15 protein-coding genes are annotated in these 23,054 nt (G+C 72.3%); 8 read left to right on the forward strand and 7 right to left on the reverse strand.

Going from position 1 to position 23,054, the window contains the following annotated elements:
- The first annotated feature begins 34 nt into the window (after positions 1-34).
- Entirely contained in the window at positions 35-1,078 is a 1,044-nt protein-coding gene (locus ACWEEU_RS14100) for an esterase-like activity of phytase family protein (RefSeq protein ID WP_451731970.1), read from the forward strand.
- Here the strand turns inward: ACWEEU_RS14100 and ACWEEU_RS14105 are convergent.
- Positions 1,068-1,352: a hypothetical protein gene (locus tag ACWEEU_RS14105; RefSeq protein ID WP_385751098.1), complete on the reverse strand. Its 285-nt coding sequence runs from the start codon at positions 1,350-1,352 to the stop codon at positions 1,068-1,070. The two genes, ACWEEU_RS14100 and ACWEEU_RS14105, sit on opposite strands and share 11 nt — an antisense overlap.
- Positions 1,353-1,527: 175 nt before the next feature.
- Here ACWEEU_RS14105 and ACWEEU_RS14110 point away from each other — a divergent pair, with 175 nt between their 5' ends.
- The 5 genes from ACWEEU_RS14110 to ACWEEU_RS14130 all read left to right on the forward strand — a co-directional run bounded on the left by ACWEEU_RS14110 (position 1,528) and on the right by ACWEEU_RS14130 (position 10,320).
- On the forward strand, positions 1,528-5,247 hold the full coding sequence (locus tag ACWEEU_RS14110) for an ABC transporter ATP-binding protein (RefSeq protein ID WP_451731973.1): 3,720 nt from the start codon (positions 1,528-1,530) through the stop codon (positions 5,245-5,247).
- Between the two features lie 158 nt (positions 5,248-5,405).
- Complete coding sequence (locus tag ACWEEU_RS14115; protein ID WP_385751104.1) at positions 5,406-5,795, forward strand: hypothetical protein; 390 nt, start codon at positions 5,406-5,408, stop codon at positions 5,793-5,795.
- A 201-nt stretch (positions 5,796-5,996) separates the two neighbouring features.
- Positions 5,997-7,418: a S28 family serine protease gene (locus ACWEEU_RS14120; protein WP_451731977.1), complete on the forward strand. Its 1,422-nt coding sequence runs from the start codon at positions 5,997-5,999 to the stop codon at positions 7,416-7,418.
- Positions 7,419-7,742: 324 nt separating this feature from the next.
- Entirely contained in the window at positions 7,743-9,581 is a 1,839-nt protein-coding gene (locus tag ACWEEU_RS14125) for a glycoside hydrolase family 3 protein (RefSeq protein ID WP_385750543.1), read from the forward strand.
- A 112-nt stretch (positions 9,582-9,693) separates the two neighbouring features.
- Entirely contained in the window at positions 9,694-10,320 is a 627-nt protein-coding gene (locus tag ACWEEU_RS14130; RefSeq protein ID WP_451731980.1) for a hypothetical protein, read from the forward strand.
- Positions 10,321-10,337: 17 nt separating this feature from the next.
- On the opposite strand, the gene ACWEEU_RS14135 is transcribed toward ACWEEU_RS14130, so the two are convergent.
- Genes ACWEEU_RS14135 through ACWEEU_RS14150 form a run of 4 tightly spaced genes read right to left on the reverse strand, consistent with a single transcriptional unit; the run spans position 10,338 to position 15,841 of the window.
- The gene (locus ACWEEU_RS14135; protein ID WP_451731983.1) at positions 10,338-11,240 is read right to left on the reverse strand and encodes a ribokinase; all 903 of its coding nucleotides are present in this window, start codon (positions 11,238-11,240) and stop codon (positions 10,338-10,340) included.
- Between the two features lie 32 nt (positions 11,241-11,272).
- Positions 11,273-13,219, reverse strand: a complete 1,947-nt coding sequence (locus ACWEEU_RS14140) for an ABC transporter permease/substrate-binding protein (RefSeq protein WP_451731986.1) — start codon at positions 13,217-13,219, stop codon at positions 11,273-11,275.
- Positions 13,209-14,765, reverse strand: a complete 1,557-nt coding sequence (locus ACWEEU_RS14145) for a sugar ABC transporter ATP-binding protein (RefSeq protein WP_451731989.1) — start codon at positions 14,763-14,765, stop codon at positions 13,209-13,211. The genes ACWEEU_RS14140 and ACWEEU_RS14145 overlap by 11 nt, the downstream gene beginning before the upstream one ends.
- Complete coding sequence (locus ACWEEU_RS14150; RefSeq protein ID WP_451731992.1) at positions 14,762-15,841, reverse strand: LacI family DNA-binding transcriptional regulator; 1,080 nt, start codon at positions 15,839-15,841, stop codon at positions 14,762-14,764. Before ACWEEU_RS14150 ends, ACWEEU_RS14145 begins: the two co-directional genes overlap by 4 nt.
- A 213-nt stretch (positions 15,842-16,054) precedes the next feature.
- Between ACWEEU_RS14150 and recD2 the strand changes: the two genes are divergently transcribed.
- Together recD2 and ACWEEU_RS14160 are read left to right on the forward strand one after the other, a co-directional pair.
- The gene (gene recD2, locus ACWEEU_RS14155; protein WP_451731995.1) at positions 16,055-18,328 is read left to right on the forward strand and encodes an SF1B family DNA helicase RecD2; all 2,274 of its coding nucleotides are present in this window, start codon (positions 16,055-16,057) and stop codon (positions 18,326-18,328) included.
- A gap of 196 nt (positions 18,329-18,524) precedes the next feature.
- Complete coding sequence (locus ACWEEU_RS14160; RefSeq protein WP_385750562.1) at positions 18,525-19,814, forward strand: citrate synthase; 1,290 nt, start codon at positions 18,525-18,527, stop codon at positions 19,812-19,814.
- A 616-nt stretch (positions 19,815-20,430) separates the two neighbouring features.
- Here the strand turns inward: ACWEEU_RS14160 and ACWEEU_RS14165 are convergent.
- Together ACWEEU_RS14165 and ACWEEU_RS14170 are read right to left on the reverse strand one after the other, a co-directional pair.
- Positions 20,431-22,683 carry a heavy metal translocating P-type ATPase gene (locus tag ACWEEU_RS14165; protein WP_451731999.1) on the reverse strand — a complete coding sequence of 751 codons (2,253 nt, stop codon included), beginning with the start codon at positions 22,681-22,683 and terminating at the stop codon, positions 20,431-20,433.
- Positions 22,684-22,807: 124 nt separating this feature from the next.
- Complete coding sequence (locus tag ACWEEU_RS14170; protein WP_018545007.1) at positions 22,808-23,047, reverse strand: heavy-metal-associated domain-containing protein; 240 nt, start codon at positions 23,045-23,047, stop codon at positions 22,808-22,810.
- Between the last annotated feature and the right edge of the window lie 7 nt (positions 23,048-23,054).

Genomic DNA, 23,054 nt, shown 5'->3' on the forward strand with positions numbered 1-23,054 from the left:
GCGTCCTTGGGTCCCGCCCCCTACCGTGACCCCCATGACCCCGCGCAAGAGAACCCGTCCCGTCCTCTCCGCAACCCTCGCCGCCGCCTTCTGCCTCGCGGCACCCGGAGCGGCGCACGCCGACGCCCGCCAGAATCACGCCTGTTCCCCCGCCGTCACCCTCGACCGCTTCTCCGACGCCCTCGACAAGACGACGTACGACGGCACGTACGTCGGCAACCTCTCCGCCCTCGCCGTCGACCGCGACGGATCGCTCGCCGCGCTCGCTGACAGGTCCACCCTGTTCCAGCTGAACGCGAAGACCCTGCGGCCCACCGAGGCCCTGCCGCTCGCCGACGAGAGCGGGAAGGAACTGGACTCAGAGGGGCTGGCCGTGGACCGGGACGGCACCCGGCTGGTGACGTCCGAGACCGAGCCGTCCGTACGGCGGTACTCGCTCGACGGGAAGATCCTGGAGCGGCTGCCGGTCCCCGACGACCTCCGCGTCGCCCCCGCCGGACGCGCCACCGCCAACCAGACCTTCGAGGGCCTGACCCTGCTGCCCGGCGGCCACACCCTGCTCGCGTCGATGGAGTACGCGCTCGCCGGGGACGACTCGGGCACCGTCCGCTTCCAGACGTGGACGCGGGAGCACGGGAGGTTCCGGCTCGGCGCGCAGTACGCGTACCGCACCGACGACCCGAGCCTCGGCGTGCCCGAGGTGCAGGCCACCCCCGACGGCCGCCTTCTCGTCCTGGAGCGCGGCTTCACCGCGGGGGTGGGCAACACCGTCCGGCTCTACCTCGCCGACCCGCGCCACGCCACCGACACGTCGCGCGTGCCGCACCTCACCGGACAGCCCGGCGTACGCCTCCTGCGCAAGACCCCGCTCGCGGACATCGCCGACTGCCCCCCGCTCGGCGCGACCGCCCGGCAGCCCCAGCCCAACCCGCTGCTCGACAACATCGAGGGCATGACGGTCACGGGGCGGGACGGCACGGGGCGGCTCAAGGTGCTCCTGGTCAGCGACGACAACCAGAACCCGTCCCAGACGACCCGCTTCTACCACCTCCGGGTGCGTACGACCGCTACTCGCTGAGGCTCCCGTCCGCGTTCCAGTCGTCCGGGATCTCCGAGGACAGCCCGAGCGCGCGGGCGCGGTCCATGATGTGGCGGCGGATCGTGTCGTGCGGGTCGCGGCGACCCCGGCCGACCGCGTGGATCGCACGGCGCAGATCCTCCGCGCCGTGCAGCTCCGCCGGGCGGACGGGATAACTGCCGTCGGGCAGCGCCCATCCCTCGGCGGCACTGTGGCGCCGGGCCGCGGCGTCCAGGTCGGCGGCGTCCGGTGTGTCGATGTTGCCCTTGTCCATGAGCGCCTCCAGGGGTCCGGCAGCAGTCCGTGCGCCGCGACGCATTCCAGCACAGATGGGGACAGCCCGCCCGGCGGGCGCCACCCGTGGGACGGCACCTCGTACGGAATACGCCCCGTCCACCCCGTGTTTGTGCCTCACGGAAGATCAGGCCGACAAGACGGAGGACACCCGCGTGGGACCGCAACGGGGATGGGCACGGCGACTGGCGGGGTACGCCTGGCGGTATCCGAAGGACGTCGTCCTCGCTCTCGGCTCCTCGCTCGCCGGGATGGCCGTGCTGGCGGTCGTCCCGCTGATCACGAAGGTGATCATCGACGATGTGATCGGCGGCCACACCCGCGCGATGGCCCCGTGGGCCGGCGCCCTGATCGGGGCCGCGCTCCTCGTGTACGCGCTCACCTATGTCCGCCGCTACTACGGCGGCCGGGTCGCCCTGGACGTGCAGCACGATCTGCGGACCGAGATGTACCGCACGATCACCCGGCTCGACGGCCGACGGCAGGACGAGCTGTCCACCGGGCAGGTCGTCGGCCGGGCGACGAGCGACCTCCAGCTCATCCAGGGCCTGCTGTTCATGCTTCCGATGACCATCGGGAACGTGCTGCTGTTCCTGATCTCCCTCGGGATCATGGCGTGGCTGTCGCTGCCCCTGACCCTGGTCGCGCTCGCGGTAGGACCCGCGCTCGGCTGGATCGCCCGGCGCAGCCGGAGCAGGCTGCACCCCGCCACCTGGTACGCGCAGGCGCAGGCCGCCGCCGTCGCCGGGGTGGTGGACGGCGCGGTCAGCGGCGTCCGCGTGGTGAAGGGGTTCGGGCAGGAGGAGCAGGAGACCGGGAAGCTGCGCGAGGTCGGCCGCAGGCTGTTCGCGGCGCGGCTGCGGACCATCCGGCTGAACAGCAAGTACACCCCCGCCCTCCAGGCCGTGCCCGCGCTCGGCCAGGTCGCCATGCTCGCCCTCGGCGGCTGGCTCGCGGTGGGCGGCCACATCACGCTCGGCACGTTCGTCGCCTTCTCCACCTACCTCGCCCAGCTGGTCGGCCCGGTGCGGATGCTCGCCGTGGTGCTCACTGTCGGCCAGCAGGCCCGCGCGGGCACCGAGCGCGTCCTGGAGCTCATCGACACCGAGCCGACCATGAAGGACGGCACCAAGGACCTCCCGGCCGACGCCCCCGCCTCCGTCGAGTTCGACGACGTGTCCTTCGGCTACGACGCCGACCGGCCCGTCCTCGACGGGCTCAGCTTCGAGATCCGGCCGGGCGAGACCCTGGCCGTCGTCGGCACCTCCGGCTCCGGCAAGTCCACCCTCTCCCTGCTGCTGCCCCGCTTCTACGACGTGAGCCGCGGCGCCGTCCTGGTCGGCGGCCACGACGTGCGCGAGCTGACCCTCGACTCGCTGCGCGCCGCGATCGGCCTGGTCCCGGAGGACTCCTTCCTGTTCTCCACCTCGGTCCGCGAGAACATCGCCTACGGCCGCCCCGACGCCACCCAGGACGAGATCGAGGCGGCCGCCCGCGCCGCCCAGGCGCACGGGTTCATCAGCGAGCTGCCCCAGGGCTACGACACCAAGGTCGGCGAGCACGGCCTCACCCTCTCCGGCGGCCAGCGCCAGCGCGTCGCGCTCGCCCGCGCCCTGCTCACCGACCCCCGTCTGCTGGTCCTGGACGACGCGACCAGCGCCGTCGACGCCCGCGTGGAGCACGAGATCCACGAGGCGCTGAAGCAGGTGATGGAGGGCCGTACGACCCTGCTCATCGCCCACCGCCGCTCCACCCTGAACCTGGCCGACCGCATCGCGGTCCTGGAGGACGGCCGCCTCGCGGACATCGGCACCGACGCCGAACTCCAGAAGCGCTCCCCGCTCTACCGCAGGCTGCTCACCGACCCCGACGAGCTGGGCGGGGTCTCCCCGGGCCGCGCCGTCCCGGCCGAACCGCGCGAGGACACATCCGTCCGCGAGGAGCTGAACGCCGAGTTCGACGCCGAGCGCGGGGTCACCCCCAGGCTGTGGACCGGCGACCGCGAGCCCCGCGACCGGGCGCTCGCCGGCACCCCGGCCACCCCGGAACTCCTCGCCAAGGTCGAGGCGCTGCCCCCGGCCACCGACACCCCCGGCGTGGACGAGGCCCGCGCGGTCCGTCCCGAGGACTCCTACGGGCTGCGCCGCCTGCTGCACGGCTTCGGGCGCCCCCTGCTGATCAGCCTGCTGCTCGTCGCCGTCGACGCGGGCGCGGGACTGCTGCTGCCGATCCTGATCCGGCACGGCATCGACCAGGGCGTCACCCGGGCCGCTCTCGGCGCGGTCTGGGCGGCCTCGCTGCTCGGGCTGCTCACGGTCCTGGTGCAATGGGTCGCGCAGTACGGCGAGACCCGGATGACCGGCCGTACCGGCGAGCGGGTGCTCTACGCGCTGCGGCTGAAGATCTTCACCCAGCTCCAGCGGCTCGGTCTCGACTACTACGAGCGCGAGCTGACCGGCCGCATCATGACCCGGATGACCACGGACGTGGACGCGCTGTCCACGTTCCTCCAGACGGGTCTGGTCACCGCGTTCGTCTCCGTCGTCACCTTCTTCGGGATCATGGGCGTGCTGCTGGTGCTCGACGTCCAGCTCGCGCTGGTCGTCTTCGCCACGCTGCCCCCGCTGATCGTGGCCACCTTCTTCTTCCGCCGGGCCAGCGTGAAGGCGTACGAGCTGGCGCGCGAGCGGGTCTCGGTGGTCAACGCCGACCTCCAGGAGTCGGTCGCCGGGCTGCGGATCGTGCAGGCGTTCCGGCGCGAGGGCGACGGCGGGCGCCGGTTCGCCGCGCGCAGCGACAGCTACCGGCAGGCCCGCATCCGGGGCCAGTGGCTGATCTCCGTCTACTTCCCGTTCGTCCAGCTCCTGTCCTCGGTCGCGGCCGCCGCCGTGCTGATCGCGGGCGCCGGGCGGGTGGAGGCGGCCACGCTGACCACCGGCGCGCTGGTCGCCTATCTGCTCTACATCGACCTGTTCTTCGCGCCCGTCCAGCAGCTCTCCCAGGTCTTCGACGGCTACCAGCAGGCCACCGTCTCCCTCGGCCGTATCCAGGAGCTGCTGCGCGAGCCCGCCTCCACCGGCTCCGCCGCCGAGCCCCTGGAGGTGCTCTCGCTGCGCGGAGACATCGCCTTCGAGGACGTGTCGTTCGCGTACGGCGACGAGGAGGAGGCGCTGACCGGCGTCGCCCTCACCGTCCCGGCCGGGCAGACGGTCGCCTTCGTCGGCGAGACCGGCGCGGGCAAGTCCACGCTGGTCAAGCTGGTCGCACGGTTCTACGACCCCACCTCGGGCCGGGTCACCGTCGACGGCACCGACCTGCGCGCCCTGGACCTCACCTCGTACCGGCACCGGCTCGGGGTCGTGCCGCAGGAGGCGTACCTCTTCCCCGGCACGGTCCGCGACGCCATCGCCTACGGCCGCCCCGACGCCACCGACGCCGAGGTGGAGGCGGCCGCGCGGGCGGTCGGCGCGCACGAGATGATCGCCACGCTCGACGGCGGCTATCTGCACGAGGTCGCCGAGCGCGGCCGCAACCTCTCGGCCGGTCAGCGCCAGCTCGTCGCGCTCGCCCGCGCCGAGCTGGTGGACCCCGACATCCTGCTCCTCGACGAGGCCACCGCCGCCCTGGACCTGGCCACCGAGGCCCAGGTCAACCAGGCCACCGACCGCCTGACGGGCCGCCGTACGACCCTGGTGGTCGCCCACCGGCTGACCACGGCCGCCCGCGCCGACCGCGTGGTCGTGATGGACCACGGCCGGGTCGCCGAGGACGGCACCCACGACGAACTGCTCGCCCTGGGCGGCCGGTACGCCGCGCTGTGGCGGACGTTCGTGGGGGAGTCGGAGCCGGAGGAGCCGGTGGGTGTGACGGGCTGAGCCGGACACCCGGCGCGCGGGAGGAAAGCGTGCGCCGGGGCGCCCGCGCCCCGCGCGCTTCGCTGACGATCGTGCAACCATCCGGTACATCCCGTGCGTCCGTACACCAGTACGTACATCGAGGGCGTGTGCGCGGGGGCGCGGGGGAGGCACGGGAAGTGGCCGGTGATGCGATACGTCGGCTGTCGGCGGCCTGCGCGGCCGTTCTGACGGTCCTCGGGGTGCTCGTCCTCGCCGCGCCCGGCGCCGGGGCCGCCCCGCGCCACGACTGCCCCGGGCACCAGGTGCGCAGCCTGCCGTTCCGGACCGGTGTCGTCCGGCTCTACAAGCGCGACGGCTACGTCTGCGCGGTCACCGTCGCCAAGGCTCCCGGCGCCCCGCGCGCGATGTCGCTCAGCGTGCAGGCGCGCGGCAACCGGCCGGTGACCGACAAGGGCCGCTACCGCGACCACGCGGGACCCGTCACCGTGCACGCCGGACACCGCTGCGTCCGGGTGCGCGGGACGGTGGGGCGCGGCTCGGTCAGCTCCGGCTGGATTCTGTGCTGACCGGCTGACCGGCTGACCGGCTGACCGGCTGACCGCCTGACCGCCTGACCCCCACGGGCCGCCCGACCCGCACGGCCCGCCCGCCCCCCGGCCCGCCCGACCCGCACGGCTCTCTCGCCCCGACACACCCAACACCCCCTGGTGTCACGGCAGTTGCTCGGATAGCTTCCGGCGCACATGTGTCTCACAGGGGAGAGTCGAATGCGCAAGGCCCTCAGATGGCTGCTGGCGCTCACGGTGCTGCTCGGCACCCTGAGCGCGGCAGGCACCGCAGGGGCGGCCACCGCCGCGCCCGCCGACATCAAGGACCGGCTCCTCGCCATACCCGGCATGAGCCTGATCGAGGAGAAGCCCTACTCCGGCTACCGCTTCTTCGTCCTGAACTTCACCCAGCCCGTGGACCACCGGCACCCGGACCGCGGCACCTTCCAGCAGCGGATCACCGTGCTGCACAAGGACACCAGCCGCCCGACCGTCTTCTACACCAGCGGCTACAACGTCTCCACCACGCCGTCGCGCCGCGAGCCCACCCAGATCGTGGACGGCAACCAGGTATCCCTGGAGTACCGCTACTTCACCCCGTCCCGCCCGGCCCCGGCCGACTGGTCCAAGCTCGACATCTGGCAGGCGGCGAGCGACCAGCACCGCGTCTACCAGGCGCTGAAGAGCGTCTACTCCGCCAACTGGCTGGCCACCGGCGGCTCCAAGGGCGGCATGACCGCCACCTACTACGAGCGCTTCTACCCGCGCGACATGGACGGCGTGGTCGCCTACGTCGCCCCCAACGACGTGGTGAACGACGAGGACTCGGCGTACGACCGCTTCTTCGAGCACGTCGGCACCAGGGAGTGCCGCGACCGGCTCGACGCCGTCCAGCGCGAGGCCCTGGTGCGCCGCAAGGCGCTGGAGCAGCGGTACGCGCAGTACGCGACCGAGGGCGGGTACACCTTCACCACCGTCGGCTCCCTGGACAAGGCGTACGAGGCCGTCGTCCTCGACTACGTGTGGGGCTTCTGGCAGTACAACGGGCCCGACTGCGACGGCATCCCGGCCGACGCGGCGCACGCGAGCGACGACGCCATCTGGGACTCCGTGGACGCGATCTCCGGCTTCTCCGCCTACACCGACCAGGGTCTGGAGCAGTACACCCCGTACTACTACCAGGCGGGCACCCAGCTCGGCTCGCCCACCATCCACTTCCCGCACATCGAACGCGGGCTGATCCGCTACGGCTACCAGCCTCCGCGCACCTTCGTGCCGCGCTCCATCCCGATGCGCTTCCAGCCCGGCGTCATGCGGGACGTCGACACCTGGGTCCGCCACCACGCCCGTCACATGCTGTTCGTCTACGGCCAGAACGACCCGTGGGGAGCCGAGCGCTTCCGCCCCGGCGCGGGCGCCCGTGACTCCTACGTGTTCACCGCGCCCGGCATGAACCACGGTGCCAACGTCGCCGGTCTGACGGCCGACCAGCGCACCCTGGCCACCGCCCGGATCCTCGACTGGGCCGGGGTCGCCACCGCGGCGGTCCAGGACGACCCCTCGGCCGCGAAGCCGCTGGCCCGCTTCGACGCGCGGCTCGACGTACGCGACGTGGAGCGCGAGCCCGCGCTGCGACCGTAAGGCGCATGGCGGGGAGGGCGCCGACCGGGCGGGAACCGGTCGGCGCCCTCGCCCGTCCAAGCCCCGAACGCCGGACCAGTTCGTGGTGCGGTGTCGGCCGGGTCCGCAGACCAGGAACCGACACCACCCTCCCAAGCCGCACCGCGACCGGCGTCGCCGCCACCGGCGCGCCCCCCTCCCATGCGCCGGTGGCGGCACCGTTCCCGGGCCCCCGTTCGCCCCGGTGACCCGTCCTGTGCGGTCCCTTGACGGAAAGAAACTTCCCGGATATTGGTGATTCCTCGGAAGTTTCCTTCAGCTTTTTCTCCTCCGGAAGGGGCGCACGTGCCCGACACCCGCACGGCAAGCACGGGAAACACCGCACGGCCGTCCAGACGCGCCGTCCTCGCCGCGACCGCCGGGCTCACCGCGGCCCTCGCCGCGCCCGCTCCGGCCGCCCACGCCGCCGCCACGCCGGACGACCAGGCGCTGCGCGCGCTGATCGCCGGCATGACGCTGGAGGAGAAGGTCGGCCAGCTCTTCGTGATGCGGGTCTACGGCCACTCCGCCACCGCCCCCGACCAGGCCGACATCGACGCCAACCGCCAGGAGCTGGGCGTCGCCACCGCCGCCGAGCTGATCGCCAAGTACCGCGTCGGCGGCATCATCTACTTCACCTGGGCGCACAACACCCGCGATCCCCACCAGATCGCGGACCTGTCCAACGGCATCCAGAAGGCGTCCCTCGGTCTCAAGCGCGGGCTGCCCGTGCTCGTCGCCACCGACCAGGAGCACGGCGCGGTGTGCCGGGTGGGCAAGCCCGCCACGCTCTTCCCGGGCGCCATGGCCGTCGCCGCCGGGCGCTCCTACACCGACGCCCTCGCCCTCGGCCGCCTCTCCGGCACCGAGCTGCGCGCGATGGGCGTCAACCAGGACTACTCGCCCGACGCGGACGTGAACATCAACCCGGCCAACCCCGTCATCGGGGTGCGCTCCTTCGGCGCGGACCCGGGTCTCGCCGGGCTCCTGGTCTCCGCCGAGGTGAAGGGCTATCAGTCGGCCCGGGTCGCGGCGACCGCCAAGCACTTCCCCGGCCACGGCGACACCGCGACCGACAGCCACACCGGCTTCCCGGTCATCACCCACACCCGGGAGCAGTGGGAGAAGCTCGACGCGGTGCCCTTCCGGTCCGCGATCTCCGCGCGCATCGACTCGATCATGACCGCGCACATCCAGTTCCCCGCGCTCGACCCCTCCGGCGACCCGGCGACCCTCTCCCACCCCATCGTCACCGGCATCCTGCGCGGCGACCTCGGCTACGACGGCGTGGTCATCACCGACTCCCTCGGCATGGAGGGCGTGCGCACCAAGTACGGCGACGACCGGGTGCCGGTGCTCGCCCTCAAGGCGGGCGTGGACCAGCTCCTCAACCCGCCCTCCATCGACGTGGCCTGGCACGCCGTACGGGACGCGGTGCGCGGGGGCGAGCTGACGGAGGCCCGCCTCGACGAATCGGTTCTGCGCATCCTGCGGATGAAGGCCCGCCTCGGCCTGTTCGACCACGCCTACACCACTCACTCCCGGGTGACCTCGGCCGTGGGCAGCAAGTCCCACCTGGCCGCGGCCGACCGCATCGCCGAGCGCACCACCACCCTGCTGGTCAACGAGGACCGCACGCTCCCGCTCGACCGCCGCCACACGCCCCGCGTCCTGGTGGTCGGCGCCGACCCGGCTTCCCCGTCCGGCACCGATGGTCCGCCCACCAAGGTCATGGCCGCCGCCCTGAAGGAACTCGGCTTCACCACCACCGTCCTCGCCACCGGCACGGCCCCCTCCTCCGCGACCGTGGCCAAGGCGGTGACGGCGGCCGGGAAAGCGGACGCGGTGGTCGTGCTGACGTACAACCTCACCGCCGGCGACCCCCAGCGCACCCTGGTCGACAAGCTCCTCGCCACCAAGCGTCCCGTGGTCGCGGTGGCCGTCCGCAACCCCTACGACGTGGCCCAACTGCCCACCGTCAAGGCGTATCTGACCTCGTACGGCTGGACCGACGTCGAGGTGCGCGCCGCCGCCCGGGTCGTCGCGGGCAAGGTCGCCCCGCGCGGCAAGCTCCCGGTGCCGGTGCAGCGGGCGGACGATCCGGCGCAGGTGCTGTACCCGCTCGGTCACGGGCTGACGTACTAGACATACGTCACGCACCGGGCAGGACACCCCCGAAGGGCGGAAACCACCCCTGTCGACTGGCGCGGCGCCCGCGCGGCGCGTCAGGCTGGGCGGGGTCTTCGGGGGGAGTGCGATGCGCGGGAACGGTGCCGTGGGCACGGCGGCACGACTGCCGTCCGCGTTACTGCTGGCGCTGGCGGTGCTGTGGGGCGTGACGGGCTGCCAGCGCACGGCGCCCTCGGCCGGGGTGCGCCCCTCGGCTGCCCCGCCGACGCGCGACGGCACGTTCCTCGCCCTGGGCGAGTGCAGCTCCTTCGGCCCGACCAGCTTCACCGAGGTGCCCTGCTCGGGTGAGCGGGCCGCCGCCCGGGTCGTCGCCCGCCACGACGGCCCGGTGACCGAAGGACCGCCCTGCCCGCCGGCCACCGACTTCGTCCTGCACATCGGCGGCGGCCGTCCCGCGACCGGCCGCACGACCGCCCCCGCCGTACCGCGCGGCTACGCCTGCATGCGCAACCTCCAGCCGCCGCACCCCGGCGACCCCGGCCACGGCGGCGGCCCCCGCACCGTCCCCGGCGACTGCGTCTACGACTCCGGCGACGGCCAGGTCCGCGAGACCGCCTGCGACGGCACGGGCCCCCACCCCCCGCGCTACCAGGTCACCGAGACCGCCCCGAACCGCCGCGCGTGCCCGCCGTCCACCTCCCTGTACGTCCAGGTGGGCGGGGCCGATCCGGTGGGGTGCGCGCGGCGGCTGTGACTCAGCCGGCGGGTGACTCAGCCCGGCAGCGCGGCCACCTCGTCCGCCGTGGGGTACGACTCCTGCGCACCCCGGCGTGTCACGGCCGCCGCCCCCACCCGGGCCGCCCAGGCCGCCGCCTCCGCCGGCGGGACACCGGCGCCCAGCCGCCAGGCCAGCGCGGCGGTGAAGGCGTCACCCGCGCCCGTGGTGTCGACCGCGCTCACCCGCACCGGGGCCACGCGACGGACACCCGACTCGTCGCACACCAACGCCCCCTCGGCGCCCAGGGTCACCACGACCGAGCGGGGCCCGAGGGCGAGCAGCGCGCGGGCCTGGGTGGCCGGGTCCTCGGCGGAGCCGTCCAGCAGGACGCGGGCCTCGTGCTCGTTGACGACCAGCGGATCGCAGGCGGCCAGGACCTCGGGCGACAGCGGGCGCGGCGGAGAGGGGTTGAGCACGAAGCGGGTGCCCTCGGGAAGGTGCCGCACCACCTCCGTCACCGTCTCCTGCGGGATCTCCAGTTGCGCCGACACCACCCGCGCCGAGCGCAGCAGCGGCTCGGCTGCGCGCACGTCGTCAGGGGTGAGGCGGGCGTTGGCGCCGGGAGAGACGACGATGCTGTTGTCGCCGGAGGGGTCGACGGTGATGAGGGCGACCCCGGTCGGCGCGCCGCCGGTCAGGACACCCGCCGTGGCGACCCCGGCCGAGCCCAGGGAGTCCAGGAGCAGACGGCCGTGGCCGTCGTCGCCGACGCGCGCGAGCAGCGCCGTACGGGCCCCGAGGCGGGCGGCGGCGACGGCCTGGTTGGCGCCCTTGCCGCCCGGGTGAACGGCGAGGTCACCGCCGAGGACGGTCTCCCCGGCGCCGGGGCGCCGCTCGACCGCCACCACGAGGTCGGCGTTGGCCGAGCCCACGACCAGCAGGTCGTAGTCGTACATGAACAGGACTCCCTGAGCAGTGAGTTGGAGCGTCAGCCGGTGAAGCCGGCCACGTTCTCGCGGGTGACCACCTTCACCGGCACCTTCACGGTCGGCGCGGTCTTGCCGCCGTGGACCGCCTTGAGGGCGTTGTCCACCGCGATCCGGCCCAGCTGGGTGGGCTGCTGCGCGACCGATGCGTACAGCGTCCCGTCCTTCACGGCCTTCAGTCCGTCCGGGGTGCCGTCGAAGCCGACGACCTGGACGGACTTGCCCGCCTTGGCGCCGAGCGCCTTGACCGCGCCGAGTGCCATCTCGTCGTTGGCAGCGATGACGCCCTGGACGTCGGGGTGCGCCTGGAGCAGGTTCGACATGACGTCCAGCCCCTTCGCCCGGTCGAAGTCGGCGGGCTGCTGGGCCAGCACCTTGATGCCGGGGTACTTCTTCAGCCCCTGGGCGAAGCCCTGGGCGCGCTCACGGGCGGCGGAGGTGCCCGGCTGGCCCTGGAGGACGACGATCTTCCCCTTGCCGCCGAGCTTCTCGGCGATCGACTCGGCCGCCAGCTCACCGCCGGCCACGTTGTCGGAGGCGACCAGCGCGGCGACGGACGCCTTGTTGACGCCCCGGTCCACGGCGATCACCGGGATCTTGGCCCGGTCGGCGGCCTTGACCGAGTTGGCGGCAGCGTCCGAGTCCACCGGGTTGACGACGATCGCGTCGTAGCCCGAACCCGTGAAGTTCTGGAGCTGGTTGGCCTGCTGAGAGGCGTCGTTCTGGGCGTCCGTGACGGTCAGGTCGATGCCCCGCTTGCGCGCCTCGGCCTGGGCGCCCGAGCGGATCTGCACGAAGAACGGGTTGTTCAGCGTGGACAGCGACAGGCCCATGCGCGGGTTGGCGGCGGCGGAAGAGCCGCTGTGCAGGAAGGAGGTCGCGCCGACGATCGCCACGGTCACCACGGCCGCGAGCGCGTAGGTCGCCGCCTGCTTGCCCTTGGGGCCGCCCGCGCCGGGCACCGGTGACGTGCCCGCCTTGCGGCGCACCGCGTCGAGCAGCACCGCGAGCGCGATGACGACACCGATGACGACCTGCTGCCAGAAGGCGGAGACGTTCAGCAGGTTGAGACCGTTGCGCAGCACCGCGAGGATCAGCGCGCCGACGAAGGTGCCGGACGCCTTGCCGGTGCCGCCCGCGAGCGAGGCGCCGCCGATGACGACGGCCGCGATGGCGTCCAGCTCGTAGCCGTCGGCGGCCTGCGGCTGCGCCGAGCCGAGGCGGGCGGCGAGCACGATGCCCGCGACGGCCGCGAAGACACCGGAGAGCGCGTAGACGGCCAGCTTCTGCCGCTTGACCCGCAGGCCCGACAGGCGCGCGGCCTCCTCGTTGCCGCCGATCGCGTACATCGACCGGCCGATGTAGGTGCGCCCGAGGACCAGCGCCGCGAGCAGCCCCATGACCACCATGACCAGCACGGGCACGGGCAGCCTGCCGCCCAGGTTGTCCCCGAGGTGGGAGACGGAGTCCGGGAAGGGGATGGGCACGCCGCCGGAGATGACCAGCGACAGACCCCGCGCCACCGACAGCATGGCGAGCGTCGCGATGAACGGCGGCAGCTTGCCGTAGGCGATCAGGAAGCCGTTGACCAGACCGGCCGCCACACCCGTGCCGAGCCCGAGGACGACCGCGAGCGCGACCGGTATCCCGGACTGCGTGGCGCTCCAGGCCAGCACGGTCGAGGTGAGCGCGGCCACCGAGCCGACCGACAGGTCGATGCCCGCAGAGACGATCACGAAGGTCACACCGAAGGCGAGGATCGCCGTCACGGCGGCCTGGACGCCGATGTTGAGCAGGTTGTCCGTCGTCAGGAAGTCGCCGGACAGCGCGGAGAGGGCGACGACGAGGACGATCAGCGCGGTCAGCGCGCCGTTGTCGAGCAGCAGGCGGCGCAGGCCGCCCGGGGCGCCCTTCGCGCCCGTCGTGCTCTTGAGCGTGTCAGTTGCCACGGGGGGCCTCCGTTCCAGGAGTGGAGAGGGGGGTGACGTTGTCGGTGGTGGTGGTGGTGCTCGTGCTCACGGCGAGGGACATCACCGCGTCCTGCGTCGCCTCGGCCGCGGCCAGTTCGCCCGCGATCCGGCCCTGTGCCATCACCAGCACCCGGTCGCTCATGCCGAGCACCTCGGGCAGATCGCTGGAGATCATCAGGACGGCGGCACCGGCGGCCGTGAGTTCGTTGATCAACTGGTAGATCTCGACCTTGGCGCCGACGTCGATGCCGCGCGTCGGCTCGTCGAGGATGAGGACCTTGGTGTCGGCGAGGAGCCACTTGCCGATGACGACCTTCTGCTGGTTGCCGCCCGAGAGCGTGCGCACCGGCTGGCCGAGCCCGGCCATGCGCACCCCGAGCTGCCCGGCGATCCGCCCGGCGGCCTCGTGCTGGCCCCTGCGGTCCACCAGTCCGGCCCGGGTCGCGGACCGCAGCGTGACCAGCCCGAGGTTCTCCGCCACGGAGGCGTCGAGCACGAGCCCCTGGCCCTTGCGGTCCTCGGGCACGAGCCCGATCCCGGCGGCCATGGCCGCGTTCACGTCGCCCCGGCGCAGCTCGGCGCCCGAGACCCGCACGGCCCCGGCGTCGTAGGGGTCCGCCCCGAACACGGCCCGCACGACCTCGGTACGGCCCGCGCCGACCAGCCCCGCGATGCCGACGACCTCACCGGCGCGCACCTCGAAGCTCACGTCGTGGAAGACGCCGTCGCGGGTCAGCCCCTCGACGGAGAGCAACGCCTCGCCCCGCTCGGGCCGTTCGCGCGGATACTGCTGCTCGATGGAGCGCCCCACCATGAGCCGGACGAGTTCGTCCTCGGGCGTGGACGCCGGGACCTGCCCGACGCTGCGGCCGTCCCGGAGGACGGTCACCCGGTCGCCCAGGGCGGCGATCTCCTCCAGGTGGTGGGTGATGAACACGATCCCGACGCCGTCCGCGCGCAGCCCGCGCACCAGCGTGAACAGCCGATCGACCTCCTCCGAGGTGAGCACGGCGGTCGGCTCGTCCATGATCAGCACCCGGGCGTCCAGGCTGAGCGCCTTGGCGATCTCCACCATCTGCAGCCGGGCGATGCCCAGTTCGCGCACCCGCGTGCGCGGCGAGACCTGGACGCCGACCCGCGTGAGCAGCTCCTCCGCGTCGGCCTCCATCCGCCCGCGGTCGACGAGCCCGAACCGGCGCGGCTGCCGTCCGAGGAAGATGTTCTCCGCCACGGTCAGCTCGGGCACCAGGTTGAACTCCTGGTAGATCGTGGCGATCCCGAGCCGCTCCGCGTCCTGCGCGCTCTGGACGCGGACCTCCTCGCCGCCGACCAGAATCCGTCCGCCGTCCGGCGTGTGCGCCCCGGACAGGGTCTTGATGAGGGTGCTCTTGCCCGCGCCGTTCTCGCCGAGCAGGACATGGACCTCGCCCCGGCGCAACTCGAAGTCGACGCCGTCCAGCGCGACCACGCCGGGGAAGGACTTGCGTATCCCTTCGACGCGCAGCAGTTCTTCGGGGTCGCTCACGGTGTGCTCCTTCGCGCGGGAGTGGGGGACACGGGGGTGGTGGGCTCCGGGACGGAAGGCTCCGGGACGGAGGGCTCAGGGGTGGGGGACTCGCCGCACGAGCGGCGGACGACCAGCCGGGCGGGCAGGGTCAGGGAGTCGGCGGGCCGCCCCTCGATGCGGTCCACCAGGGCCCGTACGGCCGCCCGGCCCAGTTCGCCCGTGGGCTGGGCGATCGCGGTGATGGGCGGATCGGTGTGCACGAACCAGGGGATGTCGTCGAACACGGCCAGCGCGACGTCGTCGGGGACGCGCAGCCCGCGCGCCCGGATCGCGTCCAGCGCGCCGAGCGCCATCAGGTTGTCGGCCGCGAAGACCGCGTCGGGCGGCTCGGGCAGATCGAGGAAGCCCTCGGTGATCCGCCGTCCGCTGCCGGCCCGGAAGTCGCCCCGGCCGATGCGCTCCTCCGGCAGCGGCAGCCCGAACGCGCCCATGGCCTCCCGGAACGCCTCCACCCGCTCGCTGCCGGTGGTGGTGGCCGCGGGGCCGGCGATGATCGCGAGCCGCCGGTGCCCGAGCCGGTGCAGATGCGCCACCAGGTCGCGTACGGCCCGGCGTCCGTCGGCCCGTACGACGGGGGCCAGCGCCCCCGGTATCCACCGGTCCACGAACACCATCGGGGTGCCCGCGCGAGCCGCGTCGAGCAGCAGCGCGGAGTCCATGTCGGCGGGGGAGACGAGCAGGCCGTCGATCCTGCGGTCCAGCAGGGTCCGTACGTGATGGTCCTGGAGGTCGGGCCGTTCGTCCGCGTTGCCGATGATCACGCTGTAGCCGAGGGCGCGGGCCTCCTCCTCCACCGAACGGGCCAGCTCGGTGAAGTACGGGTTCAGCACGTCGCTGATGACCAGGCCGAGCGTGTGGGTCTGGTCGGTGCGCAGCGAACGGGCCACGCCGTTGGGCCGGTAGCCCAGCGCGGCGACGGCGGTCAGTACCCGAGTGCGCGCGTCCGCGCTCACCGACGGGTGCGCGTTCAGAACGCGCGAGACCGTGGCGACCGAGACGCCCGCTGTGGCGGCGACGTCCTTGATGCTCGCCATCGACGGCTCCACCTCCTTGTGGAATCGTTTTCAACGACGTGTCCGGAGGATTGGAATCGATTACACGGGCGTTCGGCAAGCCCCTTGAGGCAGGCCGAAATCGGATTGTGATGAAGTGCGCTCAGATGAGCGCCCTTGATCCGCGCCCGGTCCGGGGCCGTTCCGCGCCCGGTCAGCCCGCCCCTGTCACCCCCCACCGATACCGTCACCCCCATGGCCCAACAGTCGGGAAGCCCCACCGGCGAGCACCGCACGGCTCAGCTCGAAGGGGTGCTGGAGCGCATCACCTACGCCAACGACGAGACGGGGTACACGGTCGCCCGCGTCGACACCGGCCGCGGCGGCGCCGAGCTGCTCACCGTCGTCGGCGCGCTGCTCGGCGCGCAGGTGGGGGAGTCGCTGCGGATGGAGGGCCGCTGGGGCTCCCACCCGCAGTACGGCAGGCAGTTCCACGTCGAGAACTACACGACCGTCCTGCCCGCCACCGTCCAGGGCATCCGGCGCTACCTCGGCTCCGGCCTGGTCAAGGGCATCGGACCGGTCTTCGCGGACCGGATCACCCAGCACTTCGGCGTCGACACCCTGCGGATCATCGAGGAGGAGCCCAAGCGGCTCGTCGAGGTCCCCGGGCTCGGCCCCAAGCGCACCCGGAAGATCGCCGACGCCTGGGAGGAGCAGAAGGCGATCAAGGAGGTCATGCTCTTCCTCCAGACCGTCGAGGTCTCCACCTCCATCGCCGTGCGGATCTACAAGAAGTACGGCGACGCGTCGATCTCGGTGGTGCGGAACCAGCCCTACCGGCTCGCCGCCGACGTCTGGGGCATCGGCTTCCTCACCGCCGACAAGATCGCCCAGTCGGTCGGCATCCCGCACGACAGCCCCGAACGCGTCAAGGCGGGACTCCAGTACGCCCTGTCCCAGTCCGCCGACCAGGGCCACTGCTACCTCCCCGAGGAGCGGCTCATCGCGGACGCGGTCAAGCTGCTCCAGGTCGACACCGGGCTGGTCATCGAGTGCCTGGCCGAACTCGCCGACCCGGCCCGGGAAGAGCCCGGTGTCGTACGGGAGAAGGTCCCCGGGCCCGACGGGGGAGAGGAGGTCACCGCCGTCTATCTCGTCCCCTTCCACCGCGCCGAACTCTCCCTCGCCGCGCAGTTGTTGCGTCTGCTGCGCACCGGCGAGGACCGGATGCCCGCCTTCCGCGACGTGGCCTGGGACAAGGCGCTCGGCTGGCTGAAGGGCCGTACCGGCGCCGACCTCGCGCCCGAGCAGGAGGCGGCCGTGCGGCTCGCGCTCACCGAGAAGGTCGCCGTGCTCACCGGCGGTCCCGGCTGCGGCAAGTCCTTCACCGTGCGCTCGATCGTGGAACTGGCCCGCGCCAAGCGCGCCAAGGTGCTGCTCGCCGCCCCCACCGGACGCGCCGCGAAACGGCTCGCGGAGCTGACCGGCGCCGAGGCGTCCACCGTGCACCGCCTGCTGGAGCTGAAGCCCGGCGGCGATGCCGCCTACGACCGCGAACGCCCGCTGGACGCCGACCTGGTGGTCGTGGACGAGGCGTCCATGCTGGACCTCCTCCTGGCCAACAAGCTGGTCAAGGCGGTGCCCCCGGGCGCCCACCTGCTCTTCGTCGGGGACGTGGACCAGTTGCCCAGCGTCGGCGCCGGGGAGGTGCTGCGCGATCTGCTCGCCGAGGGCGGCCCGGTGCCCGCCGTCCGGCTCACCCGGGTCTTCCGCCAGGCCCAGCAGTCCGGCGTGGTCACCAACGCGCACCGGATCAACGCCGGGCAGCACCCGCTCACCGACGGCCTGAAGGACTTCTTCCTGTTCGTGGAGGACGACACCGAGGAGGCGGGCCGGCTCACCGTGGACGTGGCAGCGCGCCGCGTCCCGGCCCGCTTCGGCCTCGACCCGCGCCGTGACGTGCAGGTGCTCGCGCCGATGCACCGGGGTCCCGCGGGCGCGGGCACGCTCAACGGCCTGTTGCAGCAGGCGATCACGCCGGGGCGCCCCGACGTCCCGGAGAAGCGGTTCGGCGGCCGGGTCTTCCGCGTCGGAGACAAGGTCACCCAGATTCGCAACAATTACGACAAGGGCGAGAACGGCGTCTTCAACGGCACCGTCGGCGTGGTCACCTCCCTCGATCCGGTCGAGCAGCGTCTGACGGTGCGCACCGACGAGGACGAGGAGGTGGGATACGACTTCGACGAACTGGACGAGCTGGCCCACGCCTACGCGGTGACCATCCACCGTTCGCAGGGCAGTGAATACCCGGCGGTGGTGATCCCGGTCACCACCAGCGCCTGGACCATGCTCCAGCGCAACCTGCTCTACACGGCGGTCACCCGGGCCAAGCGGCTGGTCGTGCTGGTCGGCTCGCGCAAGGCGATCGGGCAGGCCGTGCGCACCGTCTCGGCGGGGCGGCGGTGCACCGCGCTCGACTTCCGGCTGACCCCGAGGGCAGCCCGCGAAGCGGCCCTGGAAAAATGATCGATCAAACGAGTCACGAAGGTCACAGAGCACTTCCGCAGGGTCCGCGCAGGCGGCAGGATGTGCAGGTTGACGGCACTGAGTGCCGCCAACGGGCCAAGTGGCGACCCCGAGTGCACTCTCCTGAGCCAAATGGGGGATGGTAGAGACAGTCAGGGCACCTCGAAGATGAGGCACTAAGTCGGTGAGGGAAGACGTGAGCGACAACTCTGTAGTACTGCGGGTCGGCGACGGCGAGTACACCTATCCGGTGGTCGACAGCACCGTCGGTGACAAGGGCTTCGACATCGGGAAGCTCCGCGCCCAGACCGGTCTGGTCACCCTGGACAGCGGCTACGGCAACACGGCCGCGTACAAATCCGCGATCACCTACCTCGACGGCGAGGCGGGCATCCTCCGCTACCGCGGCTACCCGATTGAGCAGCTCGCCGAGCGCTCCACCTTCCTCGAGGTGGCGTACCTGCTCATCAACGGCGAGCTGCCCACCGTCGACGAGCTGACGACGTTCAAGAACGACATCACGCGGCACACGCTGCTGCACGAGGACGTCAAGAACTTCTACCGGGGCTTCCCCCGCGACGCCCACCCGATGGCCATGCTGTCCTCGGTCGTCTCGGCGCTGTCCACCTTCTACCAGGACAGCCACAACCCCTTCGACGAGCAGCAGCGCGATCTCTCCACGATCCGCCTGCTCGCCAAGCTGCCGACGATCGCGGCGTACGCCTACAAGAAGTCGATCGGCCACCCGTTCGTCTACCCGCGCAACGACCTCGGCTACGTCGAGAACTTCCTGCGCATGACGTTCTCGGTGCCGGCGCAGGAGTACGACCTCGACCCGGTCGTGGTCTCCGCGCTCGACAAGCTGCTGATCCTGCACGCGGACCACGAGCAGAACTGCTCGACCTCCACGGTCCGCCTGGTCGGCTCCTCGCAGGCCAACATGTTCGCCTCGATCTCCGCGGGCATCAACGCGCTGTGGGGCCCGCTGCACGGCGGCGCCAACCAGTCGGTGCTGGAGATGCTGGAGGATATCCAGGCCAACGGCGGCGACGTCGACTCCTTCATCCGCAAGGTGAAGAACAAGGAGGACGGCGTCCGCCTGATGGGCTTCGGCCACCGGGTCTACAAGAGCTTCGACCCGCGCGCCAAGATCATCAAGGCCGCCGCGCACGACGTCCTCTCCGCGCTCGGCAAGTCCGACGAGCTGCTGGACATCGCGCTGAAGCTGGAGGAGCACGCGCTCTCCGACGACTACTTCGTCTCGCGCAACCTCTACCCGAACGTCGACTTCTACACCGGCCTGATCTACCGCGCCATGGGCTTCCCGACCGAGATGTTCACGGTCCTGTTCGCCCTCGGCCGGCTGCCGGGCTGGATCGCCCAGTGGACCGAGATGATCAAGGAGCCCGGCTCCCGCATCGGCCGTCCGCGCCAGATCTACACGGGCGTCGTCGAGCGCGACTTCATCCCGGTGGAGGAGCGCTGATCTCGGCGCCGTAAGGCTTCGGACTCCGGGGCGCCGCACGGCGCCCCGGAGACGGAACGAGCCTGAAGAAGGAAAGAAGAAGGCGCCCTGGCGCGTCGGTCCCCCCACGGGCCGACGTCCAGGGCGCCTTCCCATGCCCCGGTGCGGATTCCCCCCACGGGATCCGGGCCGGGCGCTCGGAGAGGCAGCGCCTGAATTCGCTGCCTGAGCACGGCGGGCGAACCCACCGCGCTCCAGTGATGCACAACGGTTGCGGTCTGCCGGGACAGCGCACGCTGGGAGGGCCGCTCAAAGCTTCCCGGTGTACGTGCCCCGGCAACGCATCTCTGAGGCAGTCCCCCAAGACAACCCCAGATGCCAGCCGGCGCCCCCCAAGACGCTGGACTGACACCGCCAACTTAGACCTTCGAACCCCTTCGATGGTTACGTTCGCATCACTGTGATCTGCGTCTCTTGCATATGTCCTTTAGGTGCACAAGAGCCCCGATACGGCGATCGGGTGCCCAAGCGTAAGGATGATGCGCGAGCCTTGTGAAGAGCTTATGTGAGGCAAGGGCCCGACTCTAGAGGGACTCTTACTTCTCCCCGCCCGAACCGCCGGTAACCGGGGGGTATTTCAGGCAAAGCGGCGCAGTCGCAGGCTGTTCGTGACGACGAACACGGACGAGAAGGCCATTGCGGCCCCCGCGATCATGGGGTTCAGCAGCCCCGCGGCGGCCAGCGGCAGCGCGGCGACGTTGTAGCCGAAGGCCCACACCAGGTTGCCCTTGATGGTGGCGAGGGTCTTCCGGGACAGCCGGATGGCGTCCGCGGCCACCCGCAGATCGCCCCGCACCAGGGTCAGATCGCCGGCCTCGATGGCCGCGTCGGTCCCGGTGCCCAGGGCGAGCCCGAGGTCGGCGGTGGCGAGCGCGGCCGCGTCGTTGACGCCGTCGCCGACCATGGCCACGGTCCGCCCCTCGCGCTGGAGCCGCCGTACCGCCTCCACCTTGTCCTCGGGGAGGACCTCCGCGATCACCTCGTCGATGCCGACCTCCCGTGCGACCGCCTCCGCGACCGTGCGGTTGTCGCCGGTGAGCAGGACCGGGGTGAGACCGAGGGCGCGCAGCTCGCGCACCGCCTCGGCGCTGGTGTCCTTGACCGCGTCCGCGACGGCCAGCACCGCGCGCGAGCGCCCGTCCCAGCTCACCGCGACGGCCGTACGGCCCGCCTCCTCGGTCAGGGCGCGCGCGGCGATCAGTTCCTCGAACAGCTTGTGGTCGAGGCGCCCCACGACCACGTCGTGGCCCTCCACGCGGCCGCGTACGCCCCGTCCGGGGACGTTCTCGAAGTGCTCGACCGGCGGCAGCGTGCCGACGCGCTCCTGGGCCCCTGCGGCGATCGCACGCGCCACGGGGTGCTCGGAGGCGTGCTCCAGGGCGCCCGCGAGACGCAGGACCTCCTCCTCGTCCTCGCCGAAGGCGGTGTGCACCTCCTGGAGGGTCATCCGGCCCGTGGTGACGGTGCCGGTCTTGTCCAGCAGCACGGTGTCGACCCGGCGCGTGGACTCCAGGACCTCGGGCCCCTTGATGAGGATGCCGAGCTGGGCGCCCCGCCCGGTGCCGACCATCAGCGCGGTCGGGGTGGCCAGGCCCAGGGCGCACGGGCAGGCGATGATCAGCACGGCGACGGCGGCGGTGAACGCGGCGGCCGTGTCCCCGGTGACGCCGAGCCAGACGCCGAAGGTGCCGAGCGCGATCAGGATGACGACCGGCACGAACACGGCGGAGATCCGGTCGGCGAGCCGCTGTACCTGGGCCTTGCCGTTCTGCGCGTCCTCCACCATCCGGGCCATCCGGGCGAGCTGGGTGTCCGCGCCCACCCGGGTCGCCTCGACGACCAGCCGCCCGCCCGCGTTCACCGTGGCGCCGGTGACCCGGTCGCCGGGGCCCACGTCCACCGGCACGGACTCGCCGGTCAGCATCGAGGCGTCCACGGCGGAGACGCCCTCGGCCACCGTGCCGTCGGTGGCGATCTTCTCGCCGGGCCGTACGACGAACCGGTCGCCGACGGCCAGCGAGGACACCGGAACCCGCGTCTCGCGCCCCTCGCGCAGCACGGTCACGTCCTTGGCGCCCAGTTCCATCAGCGCCCGCAGCGCGGCCCCCGCCCGGCGCTTGGAGCGGGCCTCCAGATAGCGGCCGAGCAGGATCAGCGCCACGACTCCGGAGGCGACCTCCAGATAGATCGAGGAGGCACCCTCGGCGCGCGAGACGGTGAGGCGGAAGGAGTCGTGCATCCCTGCCCTGCCCGCACCGCCGAAGAACAGCGCCCACAGCGACCAGCCGAAGGCGGCCAGCGTGCCCACCGAGACCAGGGTGTCCATGGTGGCCGCGCCGTGCCGCAGATTCGTCCAGGCGGCCCGGTGGAAGGGCAGCCCGCCCCAGACGACGACGGGCGCGGCCAGGGTCAGCGAGAGCCACTGCCAGTTGGTGAACTGGAGTGCCGGGACCATGGCGAGCAGGACCACCGGGACGGCGAGGGCGACGGAGACGAGCAGCCGCTGCCGCAGCGCGGCCGACTCCGGGTCGCGCTCCTCGGCGCTCCTTCCGGTCTCCTCCTCCGGCTCGGGCTCCGGCGGCGGGGGCTCCTCGGCGGTGTACCCGGTCTTCACGACGGTGGCGATGAGGTCGGCGACCCGCACGCCGGGGCCGTAGCTGACCTTCGCCTTCTCCGTGGCGTAGTTGACGGTGGCGCTCACGCCGTCCATGCGGTTGAGCTTCTTCTCCACCCGGGCGGCGCAGGACGCGCAGGTCATGCCGCCGACGAGCAGCTCGACCTGCGAGGTGACGCCGTCCGTCTGCCGTGGCTCTGAGGTGGTGCTGGTCATGTCCGGACTCCAGACATCGGACCGGGCCGTACGGAATCCAGTATGAGCTGGTCGGTACGGCCCGGTCGGGGAAGGTGTGCACCGGCCGCGCTCGGGGTGCGGGCCGGACGTGTGACAGGTGCCGTCAGGCGCGGCCGGCCAGCTCGAAGCCCGCCTCGTCGACGGCGGCGCGGACGGCCTCCTCGTCGAGCGGGGCGGCGGAGACGACCGTGACCTCGCCGGTCGAGGCGACGGCCTTGACCGAGCTGACGCCGGGGATCTCGGAGATCTCGGCGGAGACGGAGCCCTCGCAGTGGCCGCAGCTCATGCCGCTCACCTGGTAGACGGCGGTGACGGAGCCCGGGGTGTCGGTCTGGGCGCTCATGTCGTTC

This window comes from Streptomyces sp. NPDC005004 (assembly GCF_053600675.1).